The sequence below is a fragment of the Roseateles sp. GW823-FHT07B05 genome (assembly GCF_058794515.1).
In genome coordinates, this window is the sequence record NZ_JBXAGX010000001.1 from 550294 (window position 1) to 570359 (window position 20066).

The 20066-nt window shown below is 70.6% G+C and carries 25 protein-coding genes; 13 read left to right on the forward strand and 12 right to left on the reverse strand.

Going from position 1 to position 20066, the window contains the following annotated elements; genetic code table 11:
• Nucleotides 1-5: 5 nt before the first annotated feature.
• Both minD and minE read left to right on the forward strand, forming a co-directional pair.
• On the forward strand, nucleotides 6-824 hold the full coding sequence (gene minD, locus AC1Q7O_RS02145; protein WP_492658635.1) for a septum site-determining protein MinD: 819 nt from the start codon (nucleotides 6-8) through the stop codon (nucleotides 822-824).
• Between the two features lie 13 nt (nucleotides 825-837).
• Nucleotides 838-1101, forward strand: a complete 264-nt coding sequence (gene minE, locus AC1Q7O_RS02150; RefSeq protein ID WP_492658634.1) for a cell division topological specificity factor MinE — start codon at nucleotides 838-840, stop codon at nucleotides 1099-1101.
• A gap of 223 nt (nucleotides 1102-1324) precedes the next feature.
• On the opposite strand, the gene AC1Q7O_RS02155 is transcribed toward minE, so the two are convergent.
• The gene (locus AC1Q7O_RS02155) at nucleotides 1325-1573 is read right to left on the reverse strand and encodes a VF530 family protein (RefSeq protein ID WP_492658633.1); all 249 of its coding nucleotides are present in this window, start codon (nucleotides 1571-1573) and stop codon (nucleotides 1325-1327) included.
• Nucleotides 1574-1740: 167 nt separating this feature from the next.
• A complete protein-coding gene (locus AC1Q7O_RS02160) occupies nucleotides 1741-2331 on the reverse strand; it encodes a 1-acyl-sn-glycerol-3-phosphate acyltransferase (RefSeq protein WP_492658632.1) in 591 nt (196 codons plus the stop codon).
• Between the two features lie 359 nt (nucleotides 2332-2690).
• Here AC1Q7O_RS02160 and AC1Q7O_RS02165 point away from each other — a divergent pair, with 359 nt between their 5' ends.
• Entirely contained in the window at nucleotides 2691-4358 is a 1668-nt protein-coding gene (locus tag AC1Q7O_RS02165; protein WP_492658631.1) for a serine hydrolase domain-containing protein, read from the forward strand.
• Between the two features lie 8 nt (nucleotides 4359-4366).
• On the opposite strand, the gene AC1Q7O_RS02170 is transcribed toward AC1Q7O_RS02165, so the two are convergent.
• Nucleotides 4367-4645 carry a 2Fe-2S iron-sulfur cluster-binding protein gene (locus AC1Q7O_RS02170; RefSeq protein ID WP_492658630.1) on the reverse strand — a complete coding sequence of 93 codons (279 nt, stop codon included), beginning with the start codon at nucleotides 4643-4645 and terminating at the stop codon, nucleotides 4367-4369.
• Between AC1Q7O_RS02170 and AC1Q7O_RS02175 the strand changes: the two genes are divergently transcribed.
• Entirely contained in the window at nucleotides 4639-5160 is a 522-nt protein-coding gene (locus tag AC1Q7O_RS02175; protein WP_492658629.1) for a M48 metallopeptidase family protein, read from the forward strand. The genes AC1Q7O_RS02170 and AC1Q7O_RS02175 overlap by 7 nt on opposite strands.
• A gap of 14 nt (nucleotides 5161-5174) precedes the next feature.
• Complete coding sequence (locus tag AC1Q7O_RS02180; RefSeq protein WP_492658662.1) at nucleotides 5175-6095, forward strand: tRNA dihydrouridine synthase; 921 nt, start codon at nucleotides 5175-5177, stop codon at nucleotides 6093-6095.
• Here the strand turns inward: AC1Q7O_RS02180 and AC1Q7O_RS02185 are convergent.
• Nucleotides 6083-7300, reverse strand: coding sequence for an MFS transporter (locus tag AC1Q7O_RS02185; protein ID WP_492658628.1), 1218 nt, complete (start codon nucleotides 7298-7300; stop codon nucleotides 6083-6085). The genes AC1Q7O_RS02180 and AC1Q7O_RS02185 overlap by 13 nt on opposite strands.
• 116 nt (nucleotides 7301-7416) lie before the next feature.
• Here AC1Q7O_RS02185 and AC1Q7O_RS02190 point away from each other — a divergent pair, with 116 nt between their 5' ends.
• A complete protein-coding gene (locus AC1Q7O_RS02190) occupies nucleotides 7417-8355 on the forward strand; it encodes a LysR family transcriptional regulator (protein WP_492658627.1) in 939 nt (312 codons plus the stop codon).
• Between the two features lies 1 nt (nucleotide 8356).
• On the opposite strand, the gene AC1Q7O_RS02195 is transcribed toward AC1Q7O_RS02190, so the two are convergent.
• Together AC1Q7O_RS02195 and ftrA are read right to left on the reverse strand one after the other, a co-directional pair.
• Complete coding sequence (locus AC1Q7O_RS02195; protein ID WP_492658626.1) at nucleotides 8357-9016, reverse strand: peroxiredoxin; 660 nt, start codon at nucleotides 9014-9016, stop codon at nucleotides 8357-8359.
• Between the two features lie 86 nt (nucleotides 9017-9102).
• A complete protein-coding gene (ftrA, locus tag AC1Q7O_RS02200) occupies nucleotides 9103-10092 on the reverse strand; it encodes a transcriptional regulator FtrA (protein WP_492658625.1) in 990 nt (329 codons plus the stop codon).
• A gap of 64 nt (nucleotides 10093-10156) precedes the next feature.
• Between ftrA and AC1Q7O_RS02205 the strand changes: the two genes are divergently transcribed.
• From AC1Q7O_RS02205 to AC1Q7O_RS02215, 3 genes are read left to right on the forward strand one after another with little or no spacing between them, the layout of a single operon-like run.
• Complete coding sequence (locus AC1Q7O_RS02205; protein ID WP_492658624.1) at nucleotides 10157-10564, forward strand: rhodanese-like domain-containing protein; 408 nt, start codon at nucleotides 10157-10159, stop codon at nucleotides 10562-10564.
• Between the two features lie 24 nt (nucleotides 10565-10588).
• Nucleotides 10589-12802 carry an alpha/beta fold hydrolase gene (locus AC1Q7O_RS02210; protein WP_492662658.1) on the forward strand — a complete coding sequence of 738 codons (2214 nt, stop codon included), beginning with the start codon at nucleotides 10589-10591 and terminating at the stop codon, nucleotides 12800-12802.
• Nucleotides 12799-13143: a translation initiation factor Sui1 gene (locus AC1Q7O_RS02215; RefSeq protein WP_492658622.1), complete on the forward strand. Its 345-nt coding sequence runs from the start codon at nucleotides 12799-12801 to the stop codon at nucleotides 13141-13143. Before AC1Q7O_RS02210 ends, AC1Q7O_RS02215 begins: the two co-directional genes overlap by 4 nt.
• Here the strand turns inward: AC1Q7O_RS02215 and AC1Q7O_RS02220 are convergent.
• The 6 genes from AC1Q7O_RS02220 to AC1Q7O_RS02245 form a co-directional block, all read right to left on the reverse strand.
• Complete coding sequence (locus AC1Q7O_RS02220) at nucleotides 13140-13610, reverse strand: DUF2269 family protein (RefSeq protein WP_492658621.1); 471 nt, start codon at nucleotides 13608-13610, stop codon at nucleotides 13140-13142. The two genes, AC1Q7O_RS02215 and AC1Q7O_RS02220, sit on opposite strands and share 4 nt — an antisense overlap.
• A complete protein-coding gene (locus AC1Q7O_RS02225) occupies nucleotides 13607-13972 on the reverse strand; it encodes a DoxX-like family protein (RefSeq protein WP_492658620.1) in 366 nt (121 codons plus the stop codon). Before AC1Q7O_RS02225 ends, AC1Q7O_RS02220 begins: the two co-directional genes overlap by 4 nt.
• Entirely contained in the window at nucleotides 13969-14787 is an 819-nt protein-coding gene (locus AC1Q7O_RS02230) for an NAD-dependent epimerase/dehydratase family protein (RefSeq protein WP_492658619.1), read from the reverse strand. Before AC1Q7O_RS02230 ends, AC1Q7O_RS02225 begins: the two co-directional genes overlap by 4 nt.
• Before the next feature lie 3 nt (nucleotides 14788-14790).
• The gene (locus AC1Q7O_RS02235) at nucleotides 14791-15180 is read right to left on the reverse strand and encodes a hypothetical protein (RefSeq protein WP_492658618.1); all 390 of its coding nucleotides are present in this window, start codon (nucleotides 15178-15180) and stop codon (nucleotides 14791-14793) included.
• Between the two features lie 19 nt (nucleotides 15181-15199).
• On the reverse strand, nucleotides 15200-15622 hold the full coding sequence (locus AC1Q7O_RS02240) for a thiol-disulfide oxidoreductase DCC family protein (protein ID WP_492658617.1): 423 nt from the start codon (nucleotides 15620-15622) through the stop codon (nucleotides 15200-15202).
• Nucleotides 15623-15693: 71 nt separating this feature from the next.
• Nucleotides 15694-16275 (reverse strand): GbsR/MarR family transcriptional regulator, encoded by a 582-nt coding sequence (locus AC1Q7O_RS02245; protein ID WP_492658616.1) that lies wholly within the window; start codon nucleotides 16273-16275, stop codon nucleotides 15694-15696.
• A 104-nt stretch (nucleotides 16276-16379) separates the two neighbouring features.
• Here AC1Q7O_RS02245 and AC1Q7O_RS02250 point away from each other — a divergent pair, with 104 nt between their 5' ends.
• The 4 genes from AC1Q7O_RS02250 to AC1Q7O_RS02265 all read left to right on the forward strand — a co-directional run bounded on the left by AC1Q7O_RS02250 (nucleotide 16380) and on the right by AC1Q7O_RS02265 (nucleotide 20031).
• The gene (locus AC1Q7O_RS02250; RefSeq protein ID WP_492658615.1) at nucleotides 16380-17201 is read left to right on the forward strand and encodes a TIGR00266 family protein; all 822 of its coding nucleotides are present in this window, start codon (nucleotides 16380-16382) and stop codon (nucleotides 17199-17201) included.
• Between the two features lie 111 nt (nucleotides 17202-17312).
• Nucleotides 17313-18299: a YncE family protein gene (locus tag AC1Q7O_RS02255; RefSeq protein WP_492658614.1), complete on the forward strand. Its 987-nt coding sequence runs from the start codon at nucleotides 17313-17315 to the stop codon at nucleotides 18297-18299.
• Entirely contained in the window at nucleotides 18296-19072 is a 777-nt protein-coding gene (locus AC1Q7O_RS02260) for a polysaccharide deacetylase family protein (protein WP_492658613.1), read from the forward strand. The genes AC1Q7O_RS02255 and AC1Q7O_RS02260 overlap by 4 nt, the downstream gene beginning before the upstream one ends.
• The gene (locus tag AC1Q7O_RS02265; RefSeq protein ID WP_492658661.1) at nucleotides 19072-20031 is read left to right on the forward strand and encodes a sterol desaturase family protein; all 960 of its coding nucleotides are present in this window, start codon (nucleotides 19072-19074) and stop codon (nucleotides 20029-20031) included. Before AC1Q7O_RS02260 ends, AC1Q7O_RS02265 begins: the two co-directional genes overlap by 1 nt.
• The last annotated feature ends 35 nt before the right edge of the window (nucleotides 20032-20066 follow it).

Sequence of the window (20066 nt, forward strand, 5' to 3'; positions counted from 1 at the left end):
CCCAGATGACCACCAAGATCGTCGTCGTCACCTCCGGCAAGGGCGGGGTCGGCAAGACCACCACCAGCGCGAGCTTCGCCACCGGCCTCGCGATGCGCGGCCTCAAGACCTGCGTCATCGACTTCGACGTGGGCCTGCGCAACCTGGACCTCATCATGGGCGTGGAGCGCCGCGTCGTGTACGACCTCATCAACGTGGTCAACGACGAGATCAAGCTCACGCAGGCGCTGATCAAGGACAAGCAGCTGGACAAGCTCTACATCCTGGCCGCCTCGCAGACGCGCGACAAGGACGCGCTGAAGCAGGAAGGCGTGGAGCGCGTGCTCGAAGAACTGAAGGCGATGGAGTTCGACTACATCGTCTGCGACTCGCCGGCCGGCATCGAGACCGGCGCGCTGATGGCCATGCACTACGCCGACGAGGCGCTGGTGGTGACCAACCCCGAGGTCTCGTCGGTGCGCGACAGCGACCGCATCCTGGGCATGCTGAGCAGCAAGACCAAGCGCGCCATCGAGGGCGGCGAGCCCGTGAAGGAGCATCTGCTCATCACGCGCTACAACCCGAACCGTGTCGAGGGCGGGCAGATGCTGAGCCTGGACGACATCCACGAGATCCTGCGCACGCCGCTGATCGGTGTGATCCCGGAAAGCGAGAGCGTGCTGCAGGCCTCCAACCAGGGCACGCCGGCCATCCATCTGCAGGGCACCGACGTGGCCGAGGCCTACAAGGACGTCGTCGCGCGCTTCCTGGGCGAGGACAAGCCCATGCGCTTCACCGAAGCCGTGAAGCAGAGTTGGTTCAAGCGCGTCTTCGGCGGCAAGTAAGGGGGGCCTTGAGATGGGATTCCTGAACTTCTTCCTCGGCGAAAAGAAGAGCTCGGCCAGCGTCGCCAAGGAGCGGCTGCAGCTGATCCTCGCGCACGAGCGCAATGGCCGCAGCAGCAGCCCCGACTACCTGCCGCAGCTGCAGCGCGAGCTGGTGGCCGTCATCAGCAAGTACGTGTCGATCAACCCGGACGACATCAAGGTGCACATGGAGCGCCAGGGCGATCTGGAAGTGCTCGAAGTGAAGATCGAGCTTCCGGAAACCAATCCACGTTAAGGCGCTGCACTTGGGCCGAGCGCCGGGCTGCCAAGGGCCAGAGGCCCTTGGCCTGTCGTAGGCACAAGCAGTCCGCAGGGACTGCTTGTGTCCGACTCCAGTTCGCCAAGCCGGCCCGTCTGGCGATGTGCTCGCGGCTCAATGCCGTGAGCATCGCCGTCCCCTCGGGGGACCGGCTGGACTTGCCGGCGTTCAGCCGGTGCAAGACCAGTCGAGGGGCTGACTACCTGGCCGCGCGGGCCTGCTCGCGCCGCATGAACAGGTAGAGGCTCTCCACCTTGGCGCGCGCCCACGGCGTCTTGCGCAGGAACTTGAGGCTGGACGCGACGCTGGGATCGATGCGGAAGCACTTGATCTCGATGCGCTGCCCCAGTTCGGCCCAGCCGAAGTACTCGACCAGCGCGGTGACGATGGCCTCCAGCGTCATGCCGTGCAGCGGGTCTTTGGACAGGTTGGTGGGGATGGGCTGCATCGTGCGAAGTAGGTGGTTTTGGTATTCGGGCCGAGCGCCGGGCCGCTCCCAAGCCGGCCCGCGCTGGCGATGTGCGAGCGGGGCAAGCCCCGTGAGCATCGCCGTCCCCTCGGGGGACCGGCTGGGCTCGCCCGCGTTCAGCGTGGCGAGATCAGACGAGGGGCGAATCACTCATGGGTGAACTGGTCGGAGTTCTTGCCCTTGAACTGGGCGTAATAGCGTTTGATCTCGACCATGTCAGCCTCGACGTCGCCGGTCGGGTGGAACAGCGGCCCCAGGCCCACGAGCTTGCGCGGGTAGTCCATGTGCGCCATGACGATGGGCAGCTTCGCCGTGACGGCGATCCAGTAGAACCCCGTCTTCCAGTACACCGTCTTGCTGCGCGTGCCCTCGGGCGGCACGATGAGCTGCACCGGGCCGTCGGCGGCCACCAGGGCCTCGGCCGACGCGGCCACGAGGTTGCTGGACTTGCTGCGGTCCACCGGGATGCCGCCCAGCCAGCGCATCAGCCCACCGAACGGAAACTTGAAGATGGACGCCTTGCCCATCCAGTAGGGCGTCAGACGCAGCGCGAACGACGCGAACAGCGTGTAGGGCAGGTCCCAGTTGCTGGTGTGCGGGGCGGCGATGAAGACGCTCTTGCGCGCCTCGGGAGGCAGTTGGCCCTGAACGGTCCAGCCAGCCAGCCTGAGCCAGGTGACGGAGACGGCGCGCAGCAGGGTGCTGACGACGGGCGTCGTGAAGATGGTGCGATGCATGGGTGCGATTGTCCCGTGTCATGGAACTGCCTCAATCTGAGGCAGCGCAAGAAAACCCCTTTTGCGCCAAGCACTTGGCGTCTTCGCCCGCAGGGTGTGCACGGGTTTGTCCACAGGCGCTGTGGACGGCGGAACGACCGCTGTCACGGAACTGCCTCAATCTGAGGCAATGCAGGAAATCCCTTGTCGCCACAGGCACTTGCAGCCGCCGCCCGCAGGGTGTGCACGGGTTTGTCCACAGGCGCTGTGGATGGCGGCTGCGGCTCAGTTGTCTGTTCGTGCAGTCCGTCGCACCGGGGCTTGCCGTGCGCCGGTCGGGCCACGATGCTGCGCGCCGTTCCATCCACTCGTTAGCTGCCATGCGCCCACCTTCGATCCCCGTCGCCGTCCTGCTGTCGCTGTTGATCGGCGCGGCGCATGCCGGCCAGCCCGCCACGCCGGCAGCCATGACGGCCTACGCCAACCAGTTGCTCGACGCGCAAAAGATCGCGGTCGACGGCCCCGGCGTGAGCGTGCTCGTCGCGCGTGGTGACCAGCTGCTCTACCAGGGCGCGCGCGGCATGGCCAGCGTCGAGCTGGGCGTGCCCCTGCAGCCGGACCACCTGCTGCGCATCGGCTCGGTCACCAAGCAGATTGCCGCCGCGGCGCTGCTCAGGCAGATCGACGACGGCAAGGCGAAGCTGGACGACCCGCTGTCCAAATTCCTGCCCGACTATCCGAACGGCGCCAACATCACGCTGCTGCAGCTGCTCAACCACACGTCGGGCGTGAAGAGCTACACCGGCATCCCCGGCTACATGGCCGGCCCGATCCGCCGCGACCTGAACACCGCCGAGCTCATCAAGGCCTTCAAGGACCAGCCCGTGGACTTCGCGCCCGGCGAGAAGTGGGCCTACAACAACTCCGGCTACGTGCTGCTGGGGGCCGTCGTCGAGGTCATCTCGGGCAAGCCCTGGCACGAGTCCATCGACGCGCTGCTGCTCAAGCCGGCAGGCATCACCGGGGTGTACTACCCAGCCGGCGACCGGTTGTTCAAGGGCATGGCGCAGGGCTACACGCTGAACGGCCAGGGCCAGGTGGCGCCGGCCGGCTTCCTCAGCATGACGCAGCCGCACGCGGCCGGCGCGCTGGTCGCCAGCACCGACGGCCTGTGGCGCTGGAACCGGGCGCTGCACGGCGGCAAGCTGATCGGACAGGCCAGCTACGCGCGCATGACGACGCCCGAGGGCCCGGCCAAGCCGCACCACTACGGCTTCGGCATCGGCACCGGCACGCTGCGCGGCCAGGCGATGCTGTCGCATAGCGGCGGCATCCATGGCTTCGCGTCGATGCTGAGCTACCTGCCGGCCAGCCAGACCACCGTCGTCATCCTGCGCAACAGCGACGGCCCGGGTTTTGCGATGGACACCGTGGCGCGCAAGCTGGCCGCGTTCGCCATCGGCGAGCCCTTCGCCGAGCACAAGGCCGTGGCCGTGCCGGCCGAGCAGCTGAAGAGCGCCGAGGGACTCTATGGCCTCGACGACAAGCAGACCCGCACGCTGCGCGTGAAGGACGGCCAGCTGCAGAGCCAGCGTGGTGGCGGCGGCACCGCGGTGCTGCTGCCGCTGGGCCAGGACCGCTTCGCATTTCCTGAGTCGCTGAGCGAGCTGCAGCTGGAGCGCGGCGCCGACGGCAAGGTCATCGCGTTGCGCGTCTTCAACAACGGCGAGACCACCGGCGAGCGCTGGGTGCGCAGCGGCGAGCTGCCGGCCGAGCCGGCCTTCATCACACTGGGCGCGGCGCAGCTGCAGCCGCTGGTGGGCGAGTACGCATCGCCGCAGCTGGCAATCAAGGTCTTCCTCGACGACCAGGGCCGGCTGCAAGGCCAGGCGGTGGGCCAGCGGTCGTTCCTGCTGCAGGCCAGCGCGCCGCGGCGCTTCCACGTGCCCGAGGTCGGCGCGCAGCTGGACTTCAGCGCGGAGGACGGCCCGCCCGCGTCGGCCACGCTGACGCAGAACGGTCAGGTGATCGTGATGACGCGCCGGTAGGCCGGTAGTCAGGGCCGGCGCAGCGTCACATCGCTGCGCGGTTCGGCCACGCAGGGCAGGATGAAGCCGTCGGCCTTCTCCTCGGCCGACAGGCCTGGCCAGGGGATGCGGTGCTCGATGTGGCCGTCGATGAGCTGGGAGATGCAGGTGCGGCAAGTGCCGTTGCGGCAGGACCAGGGCAGGGCGATGCCGGCGGCCAGCGCGGCGAGCAGCAGGGGCTGGTCCGGCGCACAGTCGAAAATGGTGCCTTGCGGCTCCAGCCTGATCCTGAATTTCTCCGATGACATCGCCCCATCTTGCCAGCCCTGCAGGCGCCGCCCGCTACCTCGCCGGCTACCCGCCTGAGCTGATCGCCCAGGCTGAGACGCTGCGCAGCGAAGGCCGCCTGGCCGACTACCTCTCGCGCCGCTTTCCCGAGCGCCACGAGGTGCGCAGCGACGGCGCGTTGTTCAGCTACGTCAACGACCTCAAGACCCGCCACCTGCGCAACGCCGAGCCGCTGAACTTCGTCGGTTACGACGCCAAGCTGCGCGTGCTGCAGCATGCCCTGGGCACGCATACGCGGCGCACGCAGGTGCAGGGCAGCAAGCTGAAGATGCGCCGCGAGATCCGCGTCGCCACGCTGTTCAAGGACGCGCCGGCCGCGCTGCTGCGCATGATCGTCGTGCACGAGCTGGCCCATCTGCGCGAACTGGAGCACAACAAGGCCTTCTACAAGCTCTGCCAGCACATGGAGCCTGACTACTTCCAGCTGGAATTCGATTTGCGGCTGTACCTGCTGAGCCTGGAGGAATCCAAGTGATCTTGCTGGCGCCCATGGAAGGCCTGCTGGACCACATCCTGCGCGACGTGCTGACCCGCGTCGGCGGTGTGGACCGCTGCGTCAGCGAGTTCATCCGCGTGACCGACCAGTTGCTGCCCGCCCGCGTGTTCACGCGCATCGTGCCGGAGCTGAAGCACGGCGGCCGCACGGCAGCGGGCGTGCCGGTGCATCCGCAGCTGCTGGGCTCCGACGTGCACTGCCTGGCCGAGAACGCGGCGCGGCTGGCCGAGCTGAAGCCCGACGGCATCGACCTGAACTTCGGCTGCCCGGCCAAGTGCGTGAACCGCCACCGCGGCGGCGCCGTGCTGCTGGACGAGCCGGAGCTCATCCACGACATCGTCGCCGCCGTGCGCCGCGCGGTGCCGGCGGACGTGATGGTGTCCGCCAAGATGCGGCTGGGCTACATGGACGACAGCCGCACGCTGGACGTGGCCCGCGCCATCCATGCGGCGGGCGGCAGCGAGATCGTCGTGCATGCCCGCACCAAGGCCGATGGCTACAAGCCGCCGGCCTACTGGGAGCGCATCGCTGCCGTGCGCGAGGCGGTGCCGCTCACCGTCATCGCCAACGGCGAGATCTGGACCGTCGAGCACGCCGGGCTGGCGCGTGAGCGCAGCGGCTGCGAGCACCTGATGCTGGGCCGCGGCATGGTGGCCGACCCCGGCCTCGCGCTGCGCGTGGCCGGCCTGCGCGCCGCGCCGCTGCCGTGGGCCGAGCTGCTGCCGCTGATGCAGGTCTTCTTTGCGCAGGTGCGCGCCACCGTCGCCGCGCGCCACCAGGGCGGGCGCCTGAAGCAGTGGCTGCACTACCTGAAGCGCGCCTACCCCGAGGCCGAGGCCGCCTACGCCGAGCTGCGCACCGTCAACGACGCCGACGAGCTGGCGCTGCGCCTGTTCGGCCCTCAGCAGGCCTGAGCGGCCGCCGGCAGCGGCGCACGCGTTGCGTCCGTCCGCACGCTGGCCCAAGCCACGGCCAGCCCGCCCAGCGTCAGCGCGGCGGCAGCCCAGGGCAGCGTGGCCAGGCCCGGGCCGTGGGCGATGACCGCGCCGCCCAGCCAGGCGCCCAGCGCATTGCCGAGGTTGAAGGCGGCGATGTTCAGGCTGGACGCCATGCTTTGGCCGGCGCCCTCGGCCTGGCTCAGCACGCGCAGCTGCAGCGGCGACACGGTGGCGAAGCCGGCCGCGCCCAGCAGGCCGATGAACAGCACGGCCAGCAGCTGGCTGTGCATCGCGAAGCCCATCGCCACCAGCACGCCGGCCAGCACGGCCAGCGAGCCCAGCAGCGCGCGCACCGGCGCGCGGTCGGCCCAGCGGCCGCCGACGACGTTGCCGACGATCATGCCGACGCCGAACACCAGCAGCACGGCCGACACGCCGGCCTCGCCGAAGCCGCTGATGCGCGTCAGCAGCGGCTGCACGAACGTGAACACCGTGAACACGCCGGCAAAGCCCAGCACGGTGGCGCCAAGCCCCAGCAGCACGTGGCCGCGCTGCAGCACCTTGAACTCCTCGCGCAGCGACACGGCGCTGCCGGCACCGGCTTCCCGGGCCGACACGAAGACGGCGATGACGGCCATGGCGACGAGGCCGATGGCGCTGACGGCCCAGAACGTCGAGCGCCAGCCATGCTGCAGGCCCAGCCAGGCGCCGGCGGGCACGCCCAGCAGCGTGGCGACCGTCAGGCCGGTGAACATCGTCGAGATGGCCGAGGCCTTGCGGTCCGCCGGCACGACGCTGGTGGCGACGACGGCGCCGACGCCGAAGAAGGTGCCGTGGGCCAACGATGTGATGACACGCGCCAGCATCAGCACCGCGTAGTTGGGCGCCAGCGCGCAGGCGACATTGCCCAGCGTGAAGATGGCCATCAGCGCCAGCAGCGCGGTCTTGCGCGGCACGCGGCTGGTGGCTGCCGTCAGCAGCGGTGCGCCGACGAACACGCCCAGCGCGTAGCCGGAGATCAGCAGACCGGCGGTGGCCAGGCTCACCTGCAGGTCGGCGGCCAGCTGCAGCAGCAGGCCCATGATGACGAATTCAGTCGTGCCGATGCCGAAGGCGCCGACGGTCAGCGCGTAGAGGGCCCAGGGCCGGCGCGCGGCGGCTGGGATGGGGGCGGTGGCCATGGTGGAGGTCTTTCCGGTGATTGGATGGCCTGCAGTCTGGGGTTTTGCATTCGATGTAAAAACCACCAGAACGCTCAATCACTTTCAACAAAGTCTTCATAAACGGGGCGCCCGCCATGAGCCGCATCGACGACCTCCAGCTGTTCCTGCGCGTGTTCGACGCCGGCTCCATCAGCGCCGCGGCACGGCGGCTGGATCTGTCGGTGGCGGTGGCCAGCCAGCGCTTGAGGTCGCTGGAGCAGTCGCTGGGTGTGCGGCTGTTCCACCGCACGACGCGCAGCCTCACGCCCACGCCCGAGGGCCTGGCGCTGGCCGAGCAGGGGCGGCCGCTGGTGGACGACCTGCAGACGCTGGTGTCGGGCCTGGGCCAGGCCGGTACCGCGGTGACCGGCACGCTGCGGCTGACGACGTCGGCCACGTTCGCGCGCCAGTACGTGTCGCCGCTGCTGCCGGCGTTCATGCGGCGGCACCCGCAGCTCAGGCTCAGCGTGGACCTGTCCGACCAGATGCACGACCTCGTGACGGCCGGCTTCGACCTGGCCTTGCGCATCGGCGCGATGGAGGACTCCAGTCTCGTCGCGAAGCGGTTGGCGGCCAACCGCCGCGTGCTGTGCGCGTCGGCCGACTACCTGCGCCGGCGCGGCGCCCCGGCCCGGCCCGAGGACCTCGCGCAGCACGACTGCCTCATCCTCGTCGGCAGCCAGGGCCGGGCGGATGTGTGGCGCATGAAGGACAAACGTGGCCGCGAGGTGGCGGTGCGCGTGGATGGCCCGCTGGACAGCAGCCAGGGCGAGGTGCTGCGCGACGCGGCGGTGGCGGGGATGGGCATCGCCATCCACTCGACCTGGCACGTGGCCGATGACCTGCGCGCGGGGCGGCTGCAGGTGGTGCTGCCGGATTGCAAGCTGCCCGAGACCGGCATCCACGCGGTGATGCCGCAGCGCCGGCTGGTGCCGGCGCGCGTGACGGCCTTCGTCGACTTCATGGCCGAGCAGCTGGGCGGCGTGCCGCCATGGGAGCGCGACGCAGCGACGAAGCCGCGTCGGTCAAGCTGACTCAGGACGGTTGCTTGGTGATGCGCAGGTAAGGCTTGGGCGCCTTCCAGCCGGCGGGGAACAGCGTCTTGGCATCTTCGTCGGACACCGAGCCGGCAATGATGACGTCGTCGCCGGGCTGCCAGTTTGCCGGTGTGGCGACCTTGTGCCTTGCGGTCAGCTGCAGGCTGTCCAGCACGCGCACGATCTCCTCGAAGTTGCGGCCCGTCGTCATCGGGTAGGTCAGGATCAGCTTGATACGCTTGTCCGGGCCGACGATGAAGACCGAGCGCACGGTGGCATTGGTGGCGGCAGTGCGGCCCTCCGACGTGCCCTCGAGGTCGGCCGGCAGCATGTTGTAGAGCTTGGCGACGTTGAGGTCGTGGTCACCGATCAGCGGGTACTTCGGCAGGTGGCCCTGGGTCTCCTCGATGTCGGCGGCCCACTTGTGGTGGTTGTCCACGGGGTCCACGCTCAGGCCGATGAGTTTGGTGTTGCGGCGCGTGAACTCGGGTTCGATCTTGGCCAGGTAGCCCAGCTCGGTGGTGCACACCGGCGTGAAGTCCTTGGGGTGCGAGAACAGCACGACCCACTGGTCGCCGATGAAGTCGTGGAACCTGACCTCGCCTTGCGTGGTCTGGGCGGTGAAGTCGGGGGCGATGTCGTTGATGCGCAGGGACATGGGGCGGTCTCCGTGAGGGGGCAGGGGGCGCCAAATGATAGGAAGGCGGGCCGTTCACGTCCCGCATGAGCTTGCTCGCATTTCGCCTATCGCTGCGCGGCGCCGAACGAGGCGCGGTAGTCCCGCGGCGCCAGGCCCACGCGGGCCTGGAAGTGGTGGCGCAGCGCCTGCACGCTGCCGAAGCCGGCCTCGGCTGCGATGCGTTCCACCGGCAGCGCGCTGGCCTCCAGCAGCCGCCGCGCCTCGGCCACGCGCTCGGCGATGAGCCAGTCGCCCGGCGACTGCCCGGTGGCCTCGGTGAAGCGGCGCAGCAGCGTGCGCGGGCTCATGGCCGCAAGGTGGGCCATCTGCGCCAGCGTCCACGGCGCGCGCAGGTCGGCGCGCACCTCGTCCATCAGGCCGGCGAGCCGGTGGGTGCGGTCGCGCGGCACCGGCCGCTCGATGAACTGCGCCTGGCCGCCGCCGCGGTGCGCCGGCATGACGAGCCGCCGCGCCACGCTGTTGGCCGCCTCCACGCCGAAGTCCTGCCTCACCAGGTGCAGCATCAGGTCCATGCCTGCGGCGCTGCCAGCGGACGTGAACACGCGGTCCTCCTCCACGTAGAGCACGTCGGCGTCCACGGCGATGGCCGGGTGGCGCGCGCGCAGCCGCTCGGCATAACGCCAGTGCGTGGCGGCGCGGCGGCCGTCCAGCAGGCCGGTGGCGGCGAGCACGAAGGCGCCCGAGCAGATGGACGCCAGCCGCGCGCCGCGCTGCCAGGCCTGGCGCAGCCGCTTCGCCAGCGCGTCGGGCACCGGCACGTCAGCCCCCTTCCAGCCGGCCATGACGATGAGGTCGGCGCGGTCCAGCAGGGCGATGCCGCCGTCGCTCGTCACGGTGAGACCGCCATGCGCGCGCAGCGGCCCGGGCTCGATGGCGGCGCTGGCGAAGCGGTACCAGCCCGGCCCCATCTCTGGCCGGCTCAGCCCGAAGATCTCGGCGGCGATGGCGAACTCGAAGGTGCACAGACCGTCGTAGACGGGCGCGACGACCAGCGGTCCGGTCGTTGTTGGCGCGATCTTGGCGATGTTGGTCATTGGCGCCAATTGTGGTGCCGCGCCGGCGCGCCGACGATGTCTGCACCTTTCCACGGAGCCCGCCATGCCTTCTGCCGTCGCCGCCATTCCCGCCGCCCCGTCCGCCGACGCGGCCGCCCATTTCGCCGCCGAGTTCACGTTCGAGACCGATTGCTGGGACGTGCACGACAGCCTCCGCCAGGGCGCCGCCGACTTCGTGCTGCTGGACGTGCGCTCCGCCGAGCTGTACGCCCGCGGCCACGTGCCCGGCGCCATCCACTTTCCGCACGGCAAGCTCATCGAGAGCAAGCTCGCCGCCTGGCCCATGGACACGCTGTTCGTCACCTACTGCGCCGGCCCGCACTGCAACGGCGCGGCCCGTGGCGCGCTGCGGCTGGCGCGGCTGGGCCGGCCGGTGAAGATCATGGCCGGCGGCATCACCGGCTGGGTCGACGAAGGCTTTGCGCTGGCGACGGCGCCGCTGGAGGCCTGAGAGCGGCCGCTTAGCATGCGGGTCATGAAGATCCTCATGACCCTCCTGGCCACCGCCTGCGCCACCAGCGCCGCGCTGGCGCAGCCGCCCGCCCTCAGCCTCGAACGCATCACCGCCGACCCGCCGCTGGCCGGCCGCCTGCCGCGCCAGCCGGAGGTGTCGCCCGGCGGCCAGTGGGTCAGCTTCCTGCGCCCGTCGCAGGCCGACAGCGAGGTGCTGGAGCTGTGGGCGCAGCCGGCGGCCGGCGGCGAGCCGCGCAAGCTCGTCGCCGCGGCGGACCTGCTGGGCGGCGCCGAGCAGAAGCTGTCCGAGGCCGAGAAGATGGCGCTGGAGCGCAAGCGCATCAGCCAGCGCGGCATCACCGGCTACCAGTGGTGCGGGCAGGACGACGGCGCGCTGCTGTTCCCGCTGTCGGGCGACCTCTACGTCGTGCGCCTCACCGCCGCCGGCCCGCAGGCGCAGAAGCTGGCGCTGGGCGCCGGCGCGCCCAAGCTGGAGCCGCGCTGCGCGCCCGATGGCCGCAGCCTGGCCTATGTGCAGGGCGGCAACCTGTTCACGCTGCCGCTGGCGGCCGGCGCCAAGCCGCGCCAGCTCACCCGCGACGGCAGCGAGACGCTGACCTGGGGCCTGGCCGAGTTCATCGCCGCCGAGGAGCTGTCGCGCCAGCGCGGCTACTGGTGGAGCAAGGACGGCAAGTCGCTGCTGGCGCTGCGCGTGGACGAGTCCGGCGTGGCCGTGAAGACGCGTGCGCAGATCTTTGCCGACCGCACCGCGATGACCGAGCAGCGCTACCCCGCCGCCGGCGAGGCCAATGCCAAGGTCAGCGCGTTCGTCATCGACGCGGCCACCGGCCGCCAGCGCGCGCTGCCGCTGCCGGCCCAGGCCGAGTACATCTCGCGTGCCGGCTGGTTTGCCGACGGCACGCCGTGGCTGCAGTGGTTCACGCGCGACCAGACGCGCCTCACGCTGACCGAGTTCAAGCCGGGCGCCGCGCCGCGTGACATCACCACCGAGACCGACTCGGCCTGGGTGGAGGTGCATGACGACCTGACCGAGACGCCGCGCGGCCTGCTGTGGTCCAGCGAGGCGTCGGGCCGGCGCCAGCTGGTGCTGCTGGACCGCGCCAGCGGCGCCCGCACGCCGCTGACCGACATGGCTGAGCCGGTGGACCATGCCGTCTGTGCCAGCGATCAGGCCGTGGTGTTCACCGCGGCCGGTGACCGTGGCAAGGCGCAGGAGCTCTACACCGTGCCGCTGGCCGGTGGCCGGCCGCAGCCGGTGGCCGGTGCTGGCAACCGCCAGTGGCGCGATGCCAAGGCCGACGCCGCCTGCACGCGGCTGCTGGTGACGCGCTCGGCCTGGGGCGAGCCGCCGCGGCTGGAGCTGCGCACGCTGGGCCAGCAGACGGCCATCGCGCTGGCCGGCGACGCGCCGGACGCGGCGCTGCGCCAGTACACCAACCTGCCGCTGGCGCTGGAGCTGAAGGCCGCCGACGGCAGCACGCCGCTGAACGCGTTCTTCTTCCAGGCGCAGGACCGCCGCGAGGGCAAGCACCCGGTCATCGTGCTGGCCTACGGCGGGCCCGGCGCCGCCACGGTGAACTGGGGTTGGGGCCGCGACATGGCGCTGATCGCCTACTGGCAGCAGCGCGGCTACGGCGTGTTGACGCTGGACACGCGCGGCATGCAGCACCGCGAGCGCGACTTCACGCGCGCCCACCACCGCGCCTTCGGCAAGACCGAGGTGGCCGACCTGTTCGCCGCGGTGCGCCAGCTGCCCGGCACGGTGCCCTACGTCGACGCGGCGCGCATCGGCTTCTTCGGCTGGAGCTACGGTGGCTTCCTGGGCGCCCGCGCGATGCTGGACGCCGACACGCCGTTCGCCGCCGCCGTGGCCGTGGCGCCGGTGACCGACTGGACGCTGTATGACACCGCGTACACGGAGCGTTATCTCGGCATGCCCGACGGCGGCAAGGCCGAGGCCTACGCCAGCGCCAACCTGCCTTCCCGCGCTGCGCTGCTGGCCAAGCCGCTGCTGCTGGTGCATGGCACGGCCGACGACAACGTGCTGTTCGAGCACACGCTGCGGCTGGTGGAGTCTCTGCAGACGGCGGGCAAGACCTTCGACCTGCAGATCTACCCCGGCAAGGCCCACGGCATCGCCGGCCGTGCGGCGCGGCTGCACCTCTACCGCACGATGGACGCGTTCTTCGAGCGGCATCTGAAGCCGGGTCAATGAGCCTCGTCTACTCGACCGACTTCGGCCGCGCCTGCCCGGGCTGTGGCCAGCCCACGGCGCAATGCGTCTGCAAGGCCAAGACCCGCCCGGCGGGCGACGGCATCGTGCGCGTGCGCCGCGAGACGGCCGGCCGCAAGGGCAAGGGTGTGACGGCCGTGCTGGGCCTGCCGCTGGACGATGCCGCGCTGACCGCGCTGGCCAAGCAGCTCAAGGCCGCCTGCGGCAGCGGCGGCACGGCCAAGGACGGCGTCATCGAGATCCAGGGCGACCACCTGGAGAAGGTGGTGGCCTGGCTGCAGGCGCGGCCCGAGGGCTGGACCGTCAAACGGGCGGGCGGCTAGAAGTCCGGCTTGTTCACCATCAGGAAGAACACCGCCAGCATCGCCGCGAAGGCCGGGTAGCCCAGTGCTTCCCACGCGCGTTGCCAGCGCGCGTACTGCGCCGACAGCAGACGCCGCTCGGCCAGCGCGGCTTCCACGTCGCGTGCCATCTTCAGCTGCAGCCACAGCACCGGCAGCCAGCAGGCGCCGGCCAGCGCGTACAGCAGCAGCGAGGCCCGCAGCCAGGGCGTGCTCAGCGGCCAGCCGGCCGTGTGGGCCAGCCACAGCCCGGTGGCCGGCTGCACGATGACGGCCGGCGTCGTGAACCACAGGTCGGCGCGCACCACCAGCCGCGCCACCACCGCGCGGGCCTCCAGGCTGGCGCTGCGGTTGGCGAAGAACAGGTAGAACGCCGAGCCGAAACCGGTGCCGACCAGCAGCACGCTCGACACGATGTGCAGCCACTTCACGAGCAGGTAGGTGTTCATGCGCGTTCCTCCTTCGGCGTCATCAGGGTCAGCAGCGCCAGCACCGGCAGGTTCTTCAGCAGCGCGCCGAACGGGTCCAGCCACAGCGTGGGCACGAGGGCCGTGGCCAGCAGCGTCATGCCGATGACGCCGGCGGCCGCGAGGCGGTAGGTGAGGGCGCCGGGCCGCAGCAGGAGCAGCAGGCCGAGGGCGGCGTCCCACGCGCAGCCCAGCCCCACGACGGCCAGCGCTGCCTCGGGGCCGATGCCGGTGGCCCGCTGCAGCAGCGCGATGCCGGCGGCGCCGCCGTCGTGCAGGCTGGCCGCGACGGTGCCCCACCACAGCAGCACGAGCGAGGCCCGGGCCAGGTGCTCGCGGGTCATGCCCAGCCACCCTGCATCGCATCCCGCAGTGGCCGGCCCAGCGGCGAGGCGGCGGCGGGCTCGGTGCTGTCGTGGGCCAGCAGTTCCAGGGCCGTGCTGCACCATGGGCCCAGGGGCAGCAGGTCTCCGAGACGCGCCGAGGCGCGTGTCAGTGCGCCCGGCAGTGCGAGGCTGCGCGCCGGGCCCAGGCCGCGGGCCGCGCGGCGGCGGGCGATCCATTCGGCCACCGTTGCCGCCTCGGGGCCCACGGCCGTCCACGACGGCGTCGGCTGCGGCGCGGCCAGCGCGGCGACGATGCCGGCCGCCAGGTCCTCCACGCGGATGGGCTGCACGCGGCAGCGCGCCACCTCGGCCGGCAGCGGCAGCCAGGGCAGGCGGGCCAGCAGGTCCAGCATGCGGCTGCTGACGCCACCCACGCCGACGACGAGGCTGGGCCGCACGATGCAGGCGCGGCCGGCCAGCGCGACGTCGCCGGCATGCTTGCTGCGCGCGTAGGCGCTGACGCCGCCGCACAGCGCCGACACATGCACGAGGCGGGTGACGCCTGCCGCGTCGCAGGCGTCGGCCAGCGCCAGCGGCGCGCGGTGGTGCAGCAGGTCCAGCAGGCCGGCCACGCCGCCGGCCTGGTCGCGCAGGCAGCCGGCGGTGTAGACGACGCCGTCCACGCCGGCCAGCAGCGGCTGCCAGGCTGCAGCCCGGTCCCAGTCGGTGACCGGCCGCAGCGCGGCGCGCACCGCTTCATGGCCGGCATCGGCCAGTGCGCGGCAGACGTGGGTGCCGATGAAGCCACCGGCGCCGATGACGAGGATCTTCATGGCTCAGACCCACCGGTCGGCAGCGGCCACGGGCGCGACCGGCGGCCGGGGTGCTGCGGGCCGGGCCTGGCGCTCGCGCACGGGCGCCCAGACCCGGCGCGTGATGATGGCAATGCTGACGAAGCTGCCCGCCGCCGCCAGCCACAGCGCGCGGTGCAGCGCGTCCATCACGCTGCCGTGGAACTCGCCGAAGGTCAGCGCCAGCACCAGCGTGCCGGCCAGCGCGAGCACGTAGGCGCTGCGAATCCAGAAATGCGCGCCGACCTTGCCGGGCAGCGGATCGACGCACAGCGCGTCCAGCACCACCAGCAGGATGGGCTTCAGGTAGCTGATGGCCAGCAGCGGGCCCAGCACGGCGACGACGAGGGTGAGGACGAAGTTCAGTTCCGACATGGTGCTCTCCTTGGGTAAATCAGTGGGTGCGGCAGGCGCCGTCGGGCGCGCAGCTGCCGGTGTGCAGGTGGGCGACGCGCAGCAGCCAGCGCGGCAGGCGGTAGCGGTGGTCGGCCAGCCAGGCATAGGCCGGGCGCGCGAGGCGGGCGACGATGGGGTGGCCCAGCGCAGCGGCGATGCGGTGGTGGCCCGTGGCCGCGTAGGCCGCCTGCACGGCTGGCACGCCGATGAGCCAGCTGCCGTCGGGCGTCTGCACGTGCAGTCGGGCCATCAGGGCCTGCTGCGTGAGGCCCAGCGCCGCGGCGTCGAAGCCGGGTTGCGAGATGTCCGTGAAGCGCAGCAGGCCGGCCGTGTTGTCGCGCATCAGCACGCCCATCTCGCTGCGGCACAGCGGGCAGGCGCCGTCGTAGTAGACCGTGTGGGGACGTTGGCTGGTGGTCATGGCAGTTATTTCTGTCAAAAGAGAAATGTTTGGGCAAAAAAAGAGGCCCCGTTGCCGGCGCCTCGCGGTGTTCATCCCATCGGCGGCATGGGTGGGGTGACGGGGTAGACGCTGGCCGGCTCGGCTGCGTCGGCTGGCCGCACGAAGCGCTGCACCTGGGCGCCCAGGCGCAGGATCTTCTCCAGCGTGGCGGGCGACAGGCGCAGCATCTCGTCGCTCCAGCTGCCCAGCGTCTGCATCAGCGACAGCGTGCTGCGCAGCCGGTCCTGCACGGCGGGCGGCTCGCGCTCCAGCGCCGGGTCGGCGGACAGTTCCTTGAGCAGCGCCACGGTGGGGTCGAACTCGCGCTCCTTGCGCTCGCGCACGATGATGCGGAACAGCTCCCACACGTCGCCGGAGGTCTCGTAGTAGTCGCGCCGGTCGCCCAGCACATGGGTCACGCGGATGAGCCGCCAGTTCAGCAGCTCCTTCAGGCTGTTGCTGACGTTGGAGCGGGCCAGCACCAGCGTGTCCGCCAGGTCCTCGGCATGCAGCGGCTGGCCGTGCACGTACAGCAGCGCGTGGATCTGCGCCACGCTGCGGTTGACGCCCCAGTTGCTGCCCATCTCGCCCCAGTGGACGATGAAGCGGCGGGCGATGTCGGTGAGTTCCATGGCTTGTAGCGTACGCCGTCTGAAATTTCTGTCAACAGAGAAATTTGTGGTGTTGCCGCCTCGCTATCATGCGCCCCGTCGTATGTTTAGCCGGGAGAGCCGTCATGGCCATGGATGTAGTGGATTTCGAAATCAAGGGCGCCGAGATGCAGTTCGTCGAGGTCGAGCTGGACCCCGGCGAGGCGGCCATCGGCGAGGCGGGCTCGATGATGTTCATGGACGCCGGCATCGCCATGGACACCGTGTTCGGCGACGGCTCGGCCAACCAGGGCGGCGGCTTCTTCGGCAAGCTGCTGGGCGCCGGCAAGCGCCTCATCACCGGTGAGTCGCTGTTCACGACGGTCTACACGAACAATGGCTCGGGCAAGCAGCGCGTGGCCTTTGCCGCGCCTTACCCCGGCAAGATCCTGCCGATGGATCTGCGCCAGCTGGGCGGCACGCTGATCTGCCAGAAGGACGCCTTCCTGTGCGCCGCGCGCGGCGTTTCTCTCGGCATCGCCATCCAGCAGAAGCTGTCCACCGGCTTCTTCGGCGGCGAGGGCTTCATCATGCAGAAGCTCGAAGGCGACGGCCTGGCCTTCGTGCATGCCGGCGGCACCGTCGTGCGCCGCACGCTGCAGCCGGGGCAGACGCTGCTGGTGGACACCGGCTGCGTGGTGGCCTACACGCCCAGCGTCAACTTCGAGATCCAGTACGTCGGCAAGATCAAGACGGCGCTGTTCGGCGGCGAGGGGCTGTTCCTGGCCAAGCTGACCGGCCCGGGCGAGGTGTGGCTGCAGAGCCTGCCGTTCTCGCGCCTGGCCTCGCGCATCTTCGCGGCGGCGCCGCAGACCGGCGGCGGCGGCCGCGAGGAGGGCTCGGTGCTGGGCGGCTTTGCCGGCGCTGGCCTGCTGGGCGGCCTGCTGGGCGGCGACAACGACGACTGACACCGCAGCCGGCTTGACCTGGGACAGGGGTTGTGCAGACACCCCCCGGGTAAACTGGGCTTCGCAGGGCGGCATCGGGCCGCCCTTTTGCTTTTTCGACGGGAGTACGGGATGTTGCGCAGTTGGGCGATGGCCTTGGCAATGGTGACGGCGCTGGGCGCGCAGGCCCAGCAGGCGCGTCCGCCGGTGTTCGTGCTGAACTCGCTGGACGCCGACATCGCCGTCATCGACCCGGTCAGCTTCACCGTCGTCAAGCGCATCCCGACGGGCAAGGAGCCGCACCACCTCTACCTGTCGCCCGACGAGAAGTCGCTCATCGTCGCCAACGCGCTGGGTGACTCGCTGACCTTCCTGGACCCGCGCACGGCCGAGGTCCAGCGCGTGGTGCGCGGCATCCCCGACCCCTATCACCTGCGCTTCTCGCCGGACATGAAGTGGTTCGTCACCGCGTCCAACCGGCTGGACCGCGTGGACCTGTACCGCTGGCAGGGCAGCGCTGCGCCTGAGCCGCTGCAGCTCGTCAAGCGCATCCCGGCGCCCAAGACGCCCAGCCACCTGAACATCGACACCAAGAGCACGACGCTCTACGTCAGCCTGCAGGACAGCGACGAGCTGCTGGCCATCGACCTGGCGACGCAGGCCGTCAAGTGGAAGACGCCGGTCGGCAAGATGCCCGCCGACATCTACCTGACGCCGGACGACAAGCACTTGCTGGTGGGGCTGACGGGCGACAAGTTCGTCGAGGTGTGGGACGTCAGCGGTGCGGCGCCGAAGCTGGCGCGCCGCATCCAGACAGGCAACGGCGCGCACTCCTTCCGCGCCTGGGGCGACAAGCGCCACGTGCTGGTGTCCAACCGCGCCGGCAACACCATCAGCAAGATCGACCTTGCGACGTTCACGGTCGTCGACCAGTTCGCCGCGCCGGCCGGCCCCGACGACATGGAGCTGCTGACCGACGGCAAGACGCTGCTGGTCACGTCGCGCTGGGCCGGCAAGGTCACGCAGATCGACACGACGACGCGCAAGGTCGTGCGCCAGGTCAAGGTCGGCAAGTCGCCGCACGGCATCTGGACGCTGGACCATCAGCCCAGGCTATGAAGGCGTTGCTCCTGGCGCTGGTGGCCACCGCGGCCACTGCGCAGCCGAGCTGCGACAAGCCGGTCTACCTCACGTTCGACACCGGCCACATGGGCGTGGCGCCGCTGATCGCGGAGACGCTGAAGCGGCACAACGCGAAGGCGACGTTCTTCCTCGCCAGCGAGCCCACCAAGACCGGCGGCACGACGCTGGACGAGACCTGGGCGCCGTGGTGGCGCGAGCGCGTGGCCGAGGGCCATGACTTCGGCTCCCACACCTGGGACCACGACGTGTTCCTGGAAGACCTGCCGGACGCTGACGGCAAGGTCACGCGCTTCAAGGTGCGCACGCAGGCGGGCATCCAGCCGCCGGTGGTCCGCGAGGTCACGGCCGAGCAGTACTGCGCCAGCCTGAAGAAGGTCGGCGAGCGCTTCATGGCGATGACCGGCAAGCCGCTGTCGCCGATCTTCCGGTCGCCGGCGGGCCGCACGTCCGCCGCGCTGCTGAACGCGGCCAAGGCCTGCGGCTTCACGCACGTGGGCTGGAGCCGCGCGGGCTTCCTGGGTGACGAGCTGCCCAGCCAGAGCAACCCGAACGCGGTGCTGCTGGAGAAGGCGCTGCGCGACATCCGGCCCGGCGACATCCTCGTGGCCCACCTGGGCATCTGGGAGCGGCAGGACCCCTGGGCACCCGCCGTGCTGGAGCCGCTGATGACGGGCCTGGAGCAGCGCGGCATGTGCTTCGCGCCGTTGCGCGATCATCCAAGATACGCACCCCTTCTCAAGAAGCCGTGATCGACTGGATCTCCAACACCTTCGACAGCCTGCAACTCGCGCTGTACGAGTCCGTCGTGCAGCCCATCGTGTTCGGGCTGGGCCTGGGCAACCTGCTGGAGGACGCGTTCGATGCGACCGGCTGGCTGCTGCTGGGGCTGCTGCAGATCGTCGTGCTGCTGGTCGGCATCCGGCTGCTGGAGCGCCGCTGGCCCGTGGAGCCGGTGACCGATCGCGCCGGTGTGCGCACCGATGTCCTCTACACGCTGATCCACCGGCTGGGCCTGGTGCGGCTGGCGATGTTCTTCACCATCCAGCCGCTGTGGGACGGGGCCGCCGCGCAGCTGCGCCTGGCGGGGCTGTCCACGTGGCAGCTGGACGGCATCTGGCCCGGCGTCACCGACATTGCCTGGGTCAGCCTGCTGCTGTACCTCGTCGTGTTCGACTTCGCCGGCTACTGGCTGCACCGCTGGCAGCACAGCATGAACTGGTGGTGGGCGCTGCACAGCCTGCACCACAGCCAGCGCCAGATGACGATGTGGAGCGACAACCGCAACCACCTGCTGGACGACGTCATCCTCGGCACCGCGTTCGCGCTGCTGGCCCGCTTCATCGGCGTGGAGCCGGGGCAGTTCGTCGCCATCACCGTCATCACGCAACTGCATGAGAGCCTGCAGCACGCCAACGTGCGGCTGAGCTTCGGCGCCCTCGGCGAGCGGCTGCTGGTCAGCCCGCGCTTCCACCGGCTGCACCACAGCATCGGCATCGGGCATGAGACGAACGGCCGCGGCACGCTGGGCGGGCACAACTTCGGCATCCTGCTGACGGCTTGGGACCAGCTGTTCCGCACGGCCAGCTTCGACAACCGTTTCGACCCCACCGGCGTGCGCGACCAGTTGCCCGAGGAGGGCGGCCGCGACTACGGCCGCGGCTTCTGGCGCCAGCAGTGGCTGGGGCTGGTGCGGCTGGTGTGGCACTGACCATGCCCTGAGTCACGCCAGGCCGTGCGCGGGGA